Raw genomic sequence first — 14171 nt, forward strand, 5'->3', positions numbered from 1 at the left:
TTTTTTTGACATTTTACATTCTTTTATTTTCTGAACAAGCAATCCTTTTGCACGGTGAAACTGAGATGCAGAAGAGTTTTCTGCAATTCCCAGCAGCCCGGCAATTTCTTTATGGCTTTTTTCTCAAATACAAACAGGTTAAAAACAGTTCTGTATCCTTCAGGAAGAGATCTGATCATTTTCATAATATCATCCCGTGGAATTTCTTCAAAATCAGGTTCTTCTTCATTAGGAATATCCGGAAGATCATCTACTTCAACCGCCGATTTGAAATCTCCTTTCTGCTTTATATGTTTCAAAGATTCATTAACTGTGATACGCGTCATCCAGGCTTTTAAAGAACCGTTTCCTCTATACTCAAAGGATTCTATCGAACGGAACATTTTGATAAAACTGTTTTGAAGCACATCATGAATGTCTTCTTTTTCCGTCACGTAGCGGGAGCATACATAGCTCAGATTTCCGGAATAAGCTCCAAAAAGCTCTTTCCATGCAGCTTCCTCCTTCTTCAGAAGGTGCTTTACCAAAATCTGTTCTTTACTTTCTTCCATATATGCTACTGCTGCCGTACCCGTCAGGATGTTATAAACTGTCAAGCAAAAATAGATTGCATCTTATTAAAGCGCAATCCATTTATGATAATATCTATTAATTTTTTATACAGAACGGAAAATTATAATCGATCACTTCATAAGGAGTAATCAATGTCCCATCTACTGTAATTTTTTCTGCTGTAAGAGCATATCTAAGTGTTCTATCCATACCTACATAATATCCTTTCTGCTTGGAAACAAATTCTACAACGGTCTTTTTATTAACGCCGTCTACAGGAATCTGAAGTTCCATTGTCTTAGGAGCCAAAGTTAATTCTATCACATTATTTGCTGTATTGATCACTGCTGCATATTTAAGATCATACTTTACTTTTCCAAGCGCTTTTATGGCTGTTTCTGCTTTTGCAGGGTCTTTCACCACTGTTTTTACAATTTCGGTAACAGGAAATTCTGCAAATGAGATCGTATCTTTTTTTACTTTGAATTCTTTTATTCCTTCTCTTTTACTATTTCCCTGGATAATAATCAGCTTACCTTTATAGTTTCCTGGTAATTCTTCCATTTTTACAGGTGGAATATCCTGTCCATCACTATCATTACATGAGTATAAGGCCAATCCTGCCAAAACCATTAAAACTGTTATAAAAAATCGGGGTACTGTCAATTTTTTCATTGCATTACATTTTCGTTAAACATTAATTATTTTCGAGTACTCATCTATATAAATCCAGCTTTTCAAAAATCTTGCATATTTTTTTTGAAAAAAGATGAAATTTTCCATAACTGACTGATTTAATGCATGTAAATTTTCACCCATTTTTATTTATAGCTATAAAGTTCATGTTTAAAAATCAGAATTTTTCATTGGGAAAAGAGCTATAGCTTATTTTCTACCTGATTCCCGGTAGAAAAAAAACATGGTTTTTATGTATTGCCGGTAGTATACGTCTCAGACTACATTTGTCTCAACAATAAAAGGCAAAATAGTAACTGTTATGAAAAAACCAAGGACAAAAAAATTATTTCGGCTTTTTTAATGATCGCAGCTGCCGGTATTATTTTTTCGGCCTGCAGTAAGGATGATGATCCTGCCGATGCAAAAGCGAACATGAAATTTACCATTACTGTAAACGGGGTCGATTCCAATGATCAGGTTGATTTTCTTGTCAGTGCAGGAAATCACGATGCCAGCCAGTACGGAAGTCCTGTATGGAAAAAGAACGGAGCCACTGAAGGGAATGCAAATACCAGTTCATTGGAGGTGAGTGATTTTACCGGCAGTACAAAAACCTATGTGTTTGAGACTGTAAAGCCATTCAACTTTTCAAGTCTTCATGTTGCTGTATCCAATCTTGACGGGGCTCCTATTTCTGTAAGCTATAAAGCTGAGGTGAATGGAAGTGTAGAGACTGAAGAGAATAAAACCTACGCACCCGGGCAGACTTTCATCAAAGATTATTCATACGTAGCAAAATAGATTTTATCATATCACATATTGTTGATCGTGGGAAATAAATAGTCATTCTGGCTATTTATTTTTTTATTGGAGCAACCAATTATTTTGGACATAAAAAGGAAGCTGTGTCATGCAGCTTCCTTTTATTTTTCATTTACATTTTACTCCACTCCTCCTCCAAGTGCCCTGTACAGATCAACCTCAGCATTTAATCTTTCCAGTGTAACATTAATAGCTTCCAGGTCATTCTGCAGTTTGTTGTTTTGTGCAGTGATCACTTCCAGATAAGTTGCCATTCCGCTTTTATACAGCTTCAGTGCATCATTGATTCCTTTATCCAGAATGGCTGTTCTCTGTTCTAAAAGCTGCAGCCTTTCCGAAGATCCCTTAGACTTTGCCATTGCATCGGAAACCTCTCCAACTGCGGTCATTACAGATTGTTTAAAGTTGACCGCTGCTTTTTCCTGCTCAATCAATGCTGTTTCGTAAGCTGTTTTCAATTGCTTTTTCTGAAAAACCGGAGCTGCCAGATTGGCTGCAATGGCTTTGGTAATAGAGCCCGGAATATCAAACCATGAGCTGAATTTATTGGAATTCACTCCAATCTGCGGACTAAGGCTGATACTCGGATACATCGCTGCTTTTGCCAATCCGGTTTTTGAATTCAGGCTGATAACATTAAATTCTGCCATTTTCAGATCCGGCCTGCGGCTCAGCAATTGTGCGGGTAATCCTTCTGATAATTTATTTTCAGGAATCATTGTTTTAAGATTACCTTCCCTCTCAATCCTCGCCGGATATTCTCCGCAAAGAATGCTCAATGCATTTTCCTGTATGGAAATATTCTGTTTTGCCAAAGGAATCAGCAGCTCAGCGGTTTTCTTTTGTGCCTCAGCCTGCTGAACGGCCAGAGAATTAATCTGCCCTGCTGTAAATTGCAGATTCATCATTTTGAGCGTATTGTCACTCAGTTCAATATTCTGCTCCGCTATTTTCAGCTGTTCATCCAGACTGACAAGATTGTAATAAGCCTGTGCTACCTGAACAACGATCCTGCTTTTTATGGCATTTAAGTTCTCTTTCTGTCCAAAATATTCTGCAGCGGCAGATTCTTTCTGCATTTTGGCTTTTCCCCAGATATCTACTTCCCAGGAAAGCCTTAACGCAGCAGTGAAATCATCCAGGTATTTTGTCCCAACAAACTGTTCATTCAGGGAACCGTTAAGCGTATTTTTGGAAGCCCAGCTTCTGTTGGCTCCTGCACTGAAATCCAGTGTCGGCATCAGAGACAATTTGGCCTGTTTATAAGCAAGATCCAGCTGTTCTATGTTTTTCAGGGCAACGTTTACTTCATTGTTTCTGGAAAGGGCCTTATCTATTAACCCTATCAGTTTAGGATCTTTGAAAAAGTCTTCCACGGAAGCACCACCGTATCGCCTGTTACCTGTAAAGATTCTTTGTATTTTTCGGGAATCTGAAGGTCTGTTCTTGTATATTTCTTCCCTACGGCACAAGACATCAGCAATGATGCCATTGCGCCTGAAATAAGGAAATTCTTTATATTAAATAGTCTCATTTGTCAATTGATTTTCTGTTGTACGATACTTCTTTTTCACAGAGAATTTCTCATCCAGATACTGAAAGAACATGTAGAGTACAGGAATTACAAAAACGCCTAAAACCACTCCGCTCAACATTCCCATGGCAGCACTTGTACTGATGGATTTGTTACCGGAAGCCATTCCTCCTGAAGAAAGCATCAGCGGAACCATTCCTACAATAAAGGCTAACGACGTCATAATAATCGGACGTAATCTCGCCTTTGCTCCTTCCAGTGCAGAATCCAGAATAGAAAGACCTGCTTTTCTCCTTTGGATGGCAAATTCCACAATAAGGATTGCGTTTTTGGCCAGGAGGCCGATAAGCATGATCAGCCCTACCTGTACATAAATATTGTTATCTAAACCAATGGCTTTTATTCCCAAAAATGCTCCTACAATTCCTGTTGGGATGGAAAGCATTACTGCCAGAGGAAGGATATAACTTTCATATTGAGCTGCCAACAAAAGATATACGAAAAGCAAACATAAGCCGAAGATGGCGACCGTCTGATTTCCTGCTGATTTTTCTTCCAGGCTCAATCCCGTCCATTCGTAGCTGTAGTCAGAAGGCAAATTACTTAAAGTTTGTTCCAGTTTGCCCATCAATTCCCCGTTACTTACACCTGGCTTTGGAGACACGTTGATATTTAATGAATTATAAAGGTTATAACGCTGAACGGATTCCGGTCCGTAGACTTTTTCAAAGTGATTAATGTATTCACCGGAACCATATCTCCATTTTCATTCTTCACGAAAATATCATTAAACGCCTGCTCATCCATTCTGAAAACACCATCTGCTTTAATATTTACTCTGTAGAATTTCCCGAATCTTGAGAAATTCTGGGACTGGTCTCCGGAGAAATAGGTCTGAACGGTTCCCAGCAGGTTTGAAATACTTACTCCTAATTGTTTTGCTTTATCTTCATTGACTTCAAGCTCCATTTGGGGATAGTCTGCCCTGAACATGGTGTAGGCAAATGCTACTTCCGGAACCTGCATCAGCTGGCTGATCAGTTCATCCGCTTTTGCTTTCAGTACCTGAGGATCTCTTCCCATACGGTCCTGAAGTACGATTTCTGCATCATTCGTCATTCCATAGCCTTCTACCGGAGGCATTCTGAAAGTCATCACGCTTCCTTCTTTTATCACTCCTAATTTTGCAGTAGCCCTATCTACCACCTCCTGGATATCCTGAACTTCACCTCTTTCTTTTTTAGGTTTCAGCTTAACAAATCCCATGGCGTAAGCCGGTCCTGCGCTGTTGCTGAGCAGATTATATCCTGTAATGGAAGTATTTTCCTGTACTGCTTCCACGCCCTTTAAGATGTCATTGATTTTATTGGAAACTTCTGTAGTTTTTGTCAATGCAGTTCCCGGAGGCATACTTAGTGTATACATAAAGAACCCGTCATCTTCCATCGGCACAAAACTTTTAGGTGTGCTTGACATCAGCCAGCCAGCAACACCGATAACCGCTGCAATTAATCCACCTGCAATCCACTTTTTTCCAATTAAAAAGCGTACACCTTTCGCATAACGGTTGGTCATACTACTAAAACCGGCATTGAATGCCACAGCAAACCTTTGTCCGAATCCTTTTGATTTTTCTCCTTCTCCTGCATGGTTGTTTTTCAGAAATACCGCACATAAAGCAGGCGTTAAAGTCAATGCATTAACGGCTGAAATAATAATGGCTATAGCCAGTGTGTACGCAAACTGCTTATAAAAGAGTCCTGCTGAACCGGACATAAATCCGATCGGGATAAATACCGCTGACATTACCAACGTGATGGAAATAACCGCTCCTGTGATCTCGCTCATCGCTTTATGAGTGGCCTCTCTTCCTGAAAGGGCTGTCCCTTCCATATTACTGTGAACGGCTTCTACTACAACAATAGCATCATCCACTACGATACCGATCGCCAGTACAAGGGCAAAAAGGGTCAGTACATTGATGGTAAATCCTAAGACCAGAAGGAAGAAGAAAGTACCAATAATTGCCACCGGAACTGCTACTGCAGGAATAATTGTAGATCTGAAATCCTGCAAGAAGATAAATACTACAATAAATACAAGGATAAATGCTTCTATCAGTGTAGATTTTACCTGTCCTGTAGCCTCATCCAATCTTTCTTTGGTGCTCATTACCTTCGTATATTTGATCCCCGGAGGAAATGATTTTGATAACTGATCAAGGGCTTTGTTTACGCCTATTTCAATCTGGTTGGCATTGGATCCTGTAGTCTGCATGATCGCTACAGTAACCGCATTTTTACCATTGGACAGGTTATCTCCCGTATTTGAAATGGCTCCGAATTCCACACGGGCCACATCTTTAAGCCTGATGACCTGGCTTCCTGTGTTTTTAACAATGATGTTTTCATATTGTTCAGGCCTGTTCTTCTTTCCTTTATATCGGATCACATATTCTAAAGCGGCATCAGATTCTTCTCCCAATTTACCCGGAGCAGATTCCAAACTGTGGTCTGCAATGGCTCTGGAGACATCTGCCGGTTCAAGTCCGTAGGATGACATTTTCTGAGGGTTAAGCCATATTCTCATGGAGTAATCTTTAATCCCGAAAACCATGGCCTGCCCTACTCCTTTTACCCTTTTGACCTGTGGGATAAGGTTAATATTCGCATAGTTCTGAAGGAAGGTTTCATCATATTGCTTATTGTCCTCAGTATAGATATTGAAGATCAATACCATACTGTTCTGCTGCTTGGAGGTGGTAAGCCCCATCCGTACAACCTCCTGGGGAAGTATCGGAGTGGCCTGCTGCACTCTGTTCTGGACATTTACTGCGGCCTGATCCGCATTGACTCCCTGCTTGAATATAATGGAAATGGAAAACGTACCGTCATTACTGGCAGTAGACTTCATGTATTCCATATCTTCCACTCCATTGATCTGCTCTTCCAGCGGCGTTACCACGGAACGGATCACGGTCTCACTGTTTCCTCCCGGATAAGACCCTGAAACGGTAATCGTAGGCGGAGAAATATCCGGGAATCTGGTCACTGCCAGCTGGTTTAATCCTATGATCCCTAAGATGACAATGATAAGGGATATTACCGTCGCCAGTACCGGACGGTCTATTATTTTTTTTAACATTTTTGAATTTTCTGATGGTGGTTATACAACTATTTCAAAGGAACGGTATGCGCAACAACCTGTGCTCCGTCTGTAAGGGCATCAATTCTGTTGATGGCAATTTTATCTCCTGCATTCACTCCTTCTTTGATAAAATAATCCTGGGATGTACTTCCTGAAACGGTAATCTGAGTCATTTTTACTTTGTCTTTACCATTCAGCTTGTAGACAAAAAATCTGTCCTGAATATCTTTTACTGAGGTTTTCGGAAGTTTAATTACTCCATTCAAAGCATTGTGAATCATCACTCTGGCTGTTCCTCCGGCTCTTAATAATTTATCAGGATTCTGAAAAACAGCTTTCATCTGGATACTTCCGGTATTTCTGTCGAAGTTTCCACTGGCATTTTCAAGTTTTCCCTTAAGAGCATAGGTGGAACCATCTGCAAGGATCAGCTCTACATTTTCTGCAGTATTTCCTGATGCTGAAGCTCTGCTGTGTGCAATGAAATCTGCTTCATTCATAGAAAAATAAACATTCACGGTGTTTATACTGGAAAGGGTCGTCAACGGTGATGCATCAGACGGACTGATGAGATTTCCTACCCTGTTCGGAATTCTTCCTATGTATCCGCTAACGGGTGCTTTGATATAGGTAAAATTAGCATTGATCTTTGAAGATCCTAATGAAGACTGTGCCTGGGCAACCTGAGCTGATGCAGCTTTATAGCTTGCCTGTGCCGTTTTCAGCTGCATTTCGGAAACTACTTTCCCTTCTACAAGAGGTTTCAGTTTTTCCACTTCAAGCCTTGCTGTTTCCTGTGCTGCCAAAGCTGATTTCAAAGCAGCTTCATTGGTATTTACCTGTTCGTTGTACACTGATGGGTTTATTCTGAAAAGGGTCTGTCCTTTACTTACATACTGTCCTTCTTTCACGTATACCGCCTCCAGATATCCTGTTACCTGTGCTTTGATGTCCACATTATCCTGTCCTTCTATACTTCCCGGGTAACCGGTGGATACATCCGCATCTCCCGATTTCACCTGAATAAAATCTGTAGGCAATGCCTGCTGCATCTGCCCGGTATTTTCCTGACCGTTCCCGGAGCCGCACGAGTAAAGCACCGCAACAGCAAGTGAAAGTACCAGATATCCTTTTCTGTAATTCATAACATTGGTTTTTAAATTTTACAGCAGCAAAATAACTTCATATAATAAGGATGTAGGTGCAGAAATTGAGTGAAGCGTCGTTAATTGCAGGTGAAACGTAGGATAGCAAAAATGAAAGGAAAACAGTTGTATCCCCCTATAACAGGACAAAAAGGGATGTATCCGGCGGAACCAGGTAAAACCATTAAGATCAATAATATGCCGGTAAGTAAGGCAAAAAAGACCGCTTCTGTAAAAAAGCAGTCTTGTATGTTTTTCAGGAATGAATTATCAATAATCCATCCAGGATTTGAAAATGGAAGCTTTTTCGCGGCTTACAATCACTTCCATCTCCGGATGTTTTCTTAATTCCAGCTTCAGTTTTCCGTTAAAATGATTAAAAATCTGCTTTACAGAATCAATATGAATGATAAATTGCCTGTTAGCCCGGAAAAAGAATTTCGGATCCAACTGTTTCTCAAGCTCTTCCAGGGTCTGTGGCACATTCTCCACAACACCGGTATTCAGCATGGCTTTACTGATTCCCAATTCGGTATAAAAATACAGGATATCCTCTGCCAGAACTGTTTTATATCCGTCTTTGTGGGCAATAAGAAAACGTTTTCTGTAATCTTTTGGCTGGATATAGTTCAACAATCCTTCAATAGCGGTTCCTACTACCGGAACGGCTTCCATAAAGGTTTCATAACGTTTCAGGGCAGCATCCAGCTCTTCTTCTTCTATAGGTTTCAGAAGATAATCCACACTGTTGTATTTGAATGCCTGTACTGCATATTCATCGTAAGCTGTGGTAAATATGACCGCACTTTTAATGTCATGTTTATTAAATATTTCAAAGCTGAGCCCGTCTGCAAGGCGGACATCCATCATGATAACATCAGGAACAACATTATTTTCCAGCCAGTGCACCGTTGAAGTTATTGAGTCTTCTACAGACAGAATTTCGATATGGGGTCTTAATTTCAGCAACAGTCTTTTCAGCCTATCTGCATTGGGTCTTTCGTCTTCAACTATTAAAATCTTATTAATCTTCATATCAATGGAAGTTTTACAATAAATTTATCTTCAGTTTTTTCAATCACAGGTTTAGGATATCCTAAAATTTCATACCGTGTAATGATATTGGTAAGGCCCACTCCGGAGGAATCCGGCTTGTTGATTAAAGGCAGAAATGTGTTAGAGACTACAAGTTCTCCTTCAGGATTGGTGTAAACATGAATTTCCAGGGGATGCACCTTTGAAGTCTGGTTGTGTTTAATGGCATTTTCAACCAATAACTGCAGAGACAGCGGCAGGGTAAACCTGGATCTGTACTCTTCTTTAATATCAATTTTAAACACAACACCTTCCCCGATTCTTTTTTCAATCAGAAAAATATAAGATTCCAAAACTTAAGTTCCTCTTCTACTGCAATGATATCTTTTTTGGAATTGACCAACAGGTACCGGTAAACTCTTGCAAATTTCTCTGAATATTCATACCCTAACTGCTGATCTTCCAAAATAAGTTCTGACAATACACTTAAATTATTGAAAATAAAATGCGGGTCTATCTGAAGCTTAAGTGCCTGAAGCTCTGCCGCCATAGCCGCTTGTTTATGTTTTGATGCCCGGAGTTTATGCTGGGCAGCTTCTACAGCAGTTTTCTTCCAGTTTTCAAGCAGGTAATCCACCGTATTAAAAGCACTGATAATCAAAGAGATTACAATATTTGTCGCAATCCATTGTCCTAGTAAGGTATATTCTTTCCTGGAATCCATTTCAGGCAGTGTTACTGAGGTACAGTCTACGATCGCATTAATAATAATCACAATCATAACACTTCCCACAATCTGCAGCAGACACTGAATGAGCAGCCGCTTTACAGTTCTGTTTCTCCAGGGAAGCAGTTTATTAAGTCTTCTGTCAATGAATATACTGACCTCTGAAATGATAACAGAAAATAAGATAATCCATGAGGCATCTTCCAGAATCATTTGCAGCGGCGTGTTCAGATAACCTTTCCAGACCGGATCAAACGGGTCTATCAGATAGGAGAAAACACAGAAAGTAACCACCGCTACGGCCCATATTACGAGCCTTCTTTTCATAGCGGAAAGAATCTTTTTATTTCGTACTATATTTTTCCTGATGGCGGAAATCCTATTCATAGGTGAACTTTGTGATTGTAAATATAGAAATAGATTTTATATGGGTCTTCCCCATTTCAGACGAGACCGCCAAAACGGGATATGAAACGTAAAATAGCAGCGTTCAAATGAATCTGACGGTTCATCACCTGAAAAAGACATTTCATCATTGTTTTATGCAACATCACATTATTTTTATCATAAGCTCATGATGGACTGTCCTAGTTTTGCAGTACTAAATCCTGTACAATGAAAACAATAATTGCCTGCACAGATTTTTCCCGTGAAGCTGAAAATGCCACTCATTATGCAGCTTCTATGGCTAAAGAAAATGCTTTTAAGATGATACTTTTTAATCTGCAGACCGTTTCTATCCATGCTCTGAATGCACAGGCTTCCGCTGATTTTTTTATACCCAGACACTTAAAAATCAAAAAAAGCTGAAAGATAAAGTAATGGAGCTTAGAAGAGTATATGCTATCGAAGTGGAATATCATCTGGCATCCGGAAACTTTATTGAGGAACTTGAAAATTGTATGCAAATACACAGCTGCGATTTTCTGGTGATGGGAATGGCAGAGAAAACTTTGGAACAAAAACTTTTGGGCAACCATGTAACAAGGGCTTTTCACAGGATAAAAAAACCGATACTCATTGTTCCTTCCCACATAGAATATACAGGAATCAGGAAAATACTTTTTGCTTATGATACTCACAGGAGTATGACCTGGTCTGCAATGAATGATATTTATTATTTTATTAATGAATTTAATGCTGAGGTTGAAGTCTTTAACGTAAGTGAAAGTCTGGAAGATTTTGCTGAGGTTATTCAGGATACGGATCTGAATTCGGGATATGATCTGGATGATATCAGATACCGTTTTAAAATGATCCAGTCCATAGAAGTCATCAAGGCTATTGAAGAGGAAATAAGATTGACAAATCCTGATCTTCTGACCATGGTTCCCTACAGATACAGCCTTGTGGAATCTCTTTTCCACCGCAGTAAAACAGCTATAATGGCTTACAAAAATAAAATACCATTACTGTCAATTCCCCTAAACATAGATTAAGATCAATAAAAATCTGTTCACATTGAATTATCCTTTTTTGCCTTTAAAGGCTAAATTTTACACTTAATCTTGTTTAACAGTCCCGGGAAAGTTTCCCGGGACTGTTTTTATTTCAGAGATTTACAATCACTTTTCCGGCAACACGGTTAGTCTCAACCTCCAGATGGGCCATTGCTATATCTCCAAACGGAAATGTTTTATAAACAAAAGGCTTCAGTACTCCCTGTTCTAATAAACCTGCTATTGCCTCTGTGGTTGACTTTTTAGACGCTACCATCATAAACTCAATATTCACCTTTTTCTGCACGGCTTTTTCTGCAATATCCTCCGGAATCTCAGGAGACGGAAGTGTTACGATAATTCCGTTCTCTTTTACAATATCTACCGAATCAGACAATGTTCTTCCCTGAAGGGTATCAATGACTATATCTGCATCCTGCACCCTTTCATGAAAGTTTTCCGTTGTATAATCAATATGTTCATCTGCCCCAAGCGATAAAATAAAATCCCTGTTTTTCCCGGATGATACGCCAATAACATACGCACCGAAATACTTCGCAATCTGAACCACAAAATGGCCGACACCGCCTGAAGCTGCATGAACCAGAACTTTATTTCCTTTTTTAATTTCAGCAACATCTACCAATGCCTGATATGCCGTTGAAGCGGCCATTGATGCTGCAGCCGCCTGCTGATGGGTAATGTTCTGAGGCTTTAATGCCAGATGGGCTGCCGGGGCAGCCACATATTCTGCATAGGCATTTCCTTTTCCAAAAAGTTGACCATCCCGAAGACCTCGTCTCCTGTTTTAAAATCAGTTACATTTTTCCCTGTTTCCACCACTTCTCCCGAGATATCCCATCCTAAAATAACAGGTCTTTTTTCTTCAAAAATCCAGTTCAGAACGCCTTCATACGCTCTGGACTTTACATCTACAGGATTAATGCTTATCGATACCACTTTTACCAACACTTCATCATTTCCTATTACAGGCTTGTCTATTTCTGCACATTGAAGATTTTCAACACTTCCCGCTTCGTTTAAAATTACAGCTTTCATTTTTTTAATTTTAATTATCGGACAAATGTAATCTCATCATATCTTTGCAGCAAGTATGTACTTTTTTGTAATCTACATACCAAAAATATACTGATACTGATTATCAAATCATTGAAAAAATGTTAAAAATAAAAAAAGTTACCAGTGAGCCATCCTGTCCTGTAGACTATGCTTTTAAACGGATTGGAGGGAAGTACAAAGGCCGTATTTTATGGTATCTCCATCTGAATACGATTATGCGTTACGGCGAACTTCGTAAAACCCTTTCCGATATTACCCCTAAAATGCTTACCCAGACTGTCCGGGAGCTTGAAGATGACGGACTTATCCACAGGGAAGTTTATCATGAAGTTCCTCCGAAAGTAGAATATTCTTTAACGGAAACCGGTGCCGAACTCATTCCTTTTATTGATTATCTGCGGCTTTGGGGTGAAAATCAGATAGAAAAAGAGAGAATAAAAATTAAAACCGTAACCCGTTTCAAAGAAATAGGTTACTATTCCTTCAAAACCATGAGTGATCATCATGGTTTTAATTTTATGTATAAAGGAATACTACCGGATATTTTTAACTAAAAAAACAAACATAGCAATTCATATTCATCTGAATATCAAAAAGTCGTAAATTTAGTATAGGATAAAAACAGTGTTTTCACCCTTTTTTATAGTTGTGCCGTTAGCTAATTTTGTTCCATAAAATTAAAAACCATAAAAATGAAAACTTCCTTTTTTACTAAGATTGTAAGTACGCTCTGCACAGCATTTATTCTTATTTTCTGTTTGCTAAGCTGCAATGAACCTCCTAAAGAACCTGTAAGTAACAGTTATAAAAAGAAACTGATCAGCTACCGCGAAGGCCGGGTCCTTTTTGATGAATACACCAGAACCAACCATGAGATTCTTACCAGATACAGAAACGGAGAACCTGATTCCAGATGGTATTGGTTTTCGCTTGAAGACATGGAAGGGTATATTAAATATGTAAAAGAAAACGCAAAAAAACAAAAATTAAAAAATCCGGGAATCAGAATTTATATGGGAAAATATCCCATGAACCATCCTAAAAACAGAATGGCAAAGCCTGAGTATGCAGGTTATCAAACCATATTTCTTGTGCCTACTTCACAGAAAAGAAAGAGAGACAATGCCATGGCCAGAACGGAGGCCACTGAGGAAAATACAGATGTACAATCTATAGAGTCTATGAATATGACCAATCTGGCTCCTCCTCCAAAAACACTGTCCGGAACAATGCCATAAAAACGAGATCATGAACTGGAATATTGAAACAGGGAAACAGACATCGATGGCCATATCCATTATAGTGATGATTCTAATGGTCATAAAATATAGAAAAACCGGAAAGGAAAATTTATTTTTCATCATAGGATATCTGTTGTTTTCCCTGATTGATATCTCCTGTTATTTCTATTTCAAGCTGACAAATCTGCCTACGGACATCTTCTACGTAATTGGTTTTCTTATGATTGTATTCTTTTTGTATTTATTTTACTATTACCAGTTATTGTATGTTCCGCTGCTCAAAAAGATCCAGGCTATTATACTGGTTCTTTTTGTCCTCAATATTGCTGTTATGTTGTACACGGAAGATGATCTGCTTCACCATTTTTCTTTTAATATGCTGTATGCAGATATTCTTCTGTTGCTGTTTTCAATTATTTTGTTCCTGTACCAGACCTTTAATTCTGACAAGATACTGGAAATCAAGAATTATTTACCGTTCTGGATTTCAGTAGCTTTACTGATTCTTTTTATCGGAAGCATTCCGATACTTTTTTCAGAACTACTGTTTCGGAGACGATTTATTTCTTCATTTTATTTATGCTGAATCTGATCAGTAACGGCATACTCATACTGGGTTTACTCTGGAACAAACAGGAAAGAATAAGATAAATGCCTTGCAGATATGGAAGAGAATAATCTGGTCATCATTTTTACGATTACTTTATTTATCGTTGTTTTGACAATGGTCTTCATCTATGCGGTTTTTATCAGGAAAAAACAACACTGCTG

At 38.9% G+C, this 14171-nt stretch carries 15 protein-coding genes and 2 pseudogenes; 6 read left to right on the forward strand and 11 right to left on the reverse strand.

Annotated features, from left to right (window positions below; genetic code table 11):
* Positions 1 to 23: 23 nt before the first annotated feature.
* Both OWR28_RS23035 and OWR28_RS23040 read right to left on the reverse strand, forming a co-directional pair.
* On the reverse strand, positions 24 to 551 hold the full coding sequence (locus OWR28_RS23035; RefSeq protein WP_332388675.1) for an RNA polymerase sigma factor: 528 nt from the start codon (positions 549 to 551) through the stop codon (positions 24 to 26).
* A 97-nt stretch (positions 552 to 648) separates the two neighbouring features.
* Entirely contained in the window at positions 649 to 1227 is a 579-nt protein-coding gene (locus OWR28_RS23040) for a DUF4840 domain-containing protein (RefSeq protein ID WP_332388676.1), read from the reverse strand.
* 363 nt (positions 1228 to 1590) lie between these two features.
* Between OWR28_RS23040 and OWR28_RS23045 the strand changes: the two genes are divergently transcribed.
* On the forward strand, positions 1591 to 2031 hold the full coding sequence (locus OWR28_RS23045) for a hypothetical protein (RefSeq protein WP_332388677.1): 441 nt from the start codon (positions 1591 to 1593) through the stop codon (positions 2029 to 2031).
* A 140-nt stretch (positions 2032 to 2171) separates the two neighbouring features.
* Here the strand turns inward: OWR28_RS23045 and OWR28_RS23050 are convergent, their stop codons facing one another.
* The 7 genes and pseudogenes from OWR28_RS23050 to OWR28_RS23080 form a co-directional block, all read right to left on the reverse strand.
* Complete coding sequence (locus OWR28_RS23050; protein ID WP_332388678.1) at positions 2172 to 3428, reverse strand: TolC family protein; 1257 nt, start codon at positions 3426 to 3428, stop codon at positions 2172 to 2174.
* Positions 3398 to 3586 carry a hypothetical protein gene (locus tag OWR28_RS23055; protein WP_332388679.1) on the reverse strand — a complete coding sequence of 63 codons (189 nt, stop codon included), beginning with the start codon at positions 3584 to 3586 and terminating at the stop codon, positions 3398 to 3400. The genes OWR28_RS23050 and OWR28_RS23055 overlap by 31 nt, the downstream gene beginning before the upstream one ends.
* A pseudogene (locus tag OWR28_RS23060) lies at positions 3573 to 6730 on the reverse strand (efflux RND transporter permease subunit). The gene OWR28_RS23055 and the pseudogene OWR28_RS23060 overlap by 14 nt, the downstream one beginning before the upstream one ends.
* Before the next feature lie 29 nt (positions 6731 to 6759).
* Positions 6760 to 7878, reverse strand: coding sequence for an efflux RND transporter periplasmic adaptor subunit (locus OWR28_RS23065; RefSeq protein ID WP_332388680.1), 1119 nt, complete (start codon positions 7876 to 7878; stop codon positions 6760 to 6762).
* Between the two features lie 270 nt (positions 7879 to 8148).
* Positions 8149 to 8913, reverse strand: a complete 765-nt coding sequence (locus OWR28_RS23070) for a LytR/AlgR family response regulator transcription factor (RefSeq protein WP_332388681.1) — start codon at positions 8911 to 8913, stop codon at positions 8149 to 8151.
* The gene (locus OWR28_RS23075) at positions 8910 to 9266 is read right to left on the reverse strand and encodes a hypothetical protein (RefSeq protein WP_332388682.1); all 357 of its coding nucleotides are present in this window, start codon (positions 9264 to 9266) and stop codon (positions 8910 to 8912) included. The genes OWR28_RS23070 and OWR28_RS23075 overlap by 4 nt, the downstream gene beginning before the upstream one ends.
* Positions 9245 to 9967: a histidine kinase gene (locus OWR28_RS23080; RefSeq protein ID WP_332388683.1), complete on the reverse strand. Its 723-nt coding sequence runs from the start codon at positions 9965 to 9967 to the stop codon at positions 9245 to 9247. The genes OWR28_RS23075 and OWR28_RS23080 overlap by 22 nt, the downstream gene beginning before the upstream one ends.
* Before the next feature lie 288 nt (positions 9968 to 10255).
* On the opposite strand from OWR28_RS23080, the gene OWR28_RS23085 reads away from it, so the two are divergent.
* Entirely contained in the window at positions 10256 to 10450 is a 195-nt protein-coding gene (locus OWR28_RS23085; RefSeq protein WP_332388684.1) for a hypothetical protein, read from the forward strand.
* Positions 10451 to 10461: 11 nt separating this feature from the next.
* Complete coding sequence (locus OWR28_RS23090; protein ID WP_332388685.1) at positions 10462 to 11079, forward strand: universal stress protein; 618 nt, start codon at positions 10462 to 10464, stop codon at positions 11077 to 11079.
* 112 nt (positions 11080 to 11191) lie between these two features.
* Here OWR28_RS23090 and OWR28_RS23095 read toward each other — a convergent pair whose 3' ends face one another.
* Together OWR28_RS23095 and OWR28_RS23100 are read right to left on the reverse strand one after the other, a co-directional pair.
* Positions 11192 to 11824, reverse strand: a complete 633-nt coding sequence (locus tag OWR28_RS23095) for an NADP-dependent oxidoreductase (RefSeq protein WP_332388686.1) — start codon at positions 11822 to 11824, stop codon at positions 11192 to 11194.
* Positions 11794 to 12138, reverse strand: a complete 345-nt coding sequence (locus tag OWR28_RS23100) for an alcohol dehydrogenase catalytic domain-containing protein (protein WP_332388687.1) — start codon at positions 12136 to 12138, stop codon at positions 11794 to 11796. Before OWR28_RS23100 ends, OWR28_RS23095 begins: the two co-directional genes overlap by 31 nt.
* Positions 12139 to 12257: 119 nt before the next feature.
* On the opposite strand from OWR28_RS23100, the pseudogene OWR28_RS23105 reads away from it, so the two are divergent.
* From OWR28_RS23105 to OWR28_RS23115, 3 genes and pseudogenes are all read left to right on the forward strand, one after another.
* Positions 12258 to 12593 (forward strand): annotated as a pseudogene (locus OWR28_RS23105) (winged helix-turn-helix transcriptional regulator); the annotation flags it as partial.
* A gap of 258 nt (positions 12594 to 12851) precedes the next feature.
* Positions 12852 to 13397 (forward strand): hypothetical protein, encoded by a 546-nt coding sequence (locus OWR28_RS23110; RefSeq protein WP_332388688.1) that lies wholly within the window; start codon positions 12852 to 12854, stop codon positions 13395 to 13397.
* Between the two features lie 10 nt (positions 13398 to 13407).
* Entirely contained in the window at positions 13408 to 13986 is a 579-nt protein-coding gene (locus OWR28_RS23115) for a hypothetical protein (protein WP_332388689.1), read from the forward strand.
* The last annotated feature ends 185 nt before the right edge of the window (positions 13987 to 14171 follow it).

The sequence above is a fragment of the Chryseobacterium sp. 1B4 genome (assembly GCF_036631475.1).
Taxonomy (GTDB): Bacteria; Bacteroidota; Bacteroidia; order Flavobacteriales; family Weeksellaceae; genus Chryseobacterium.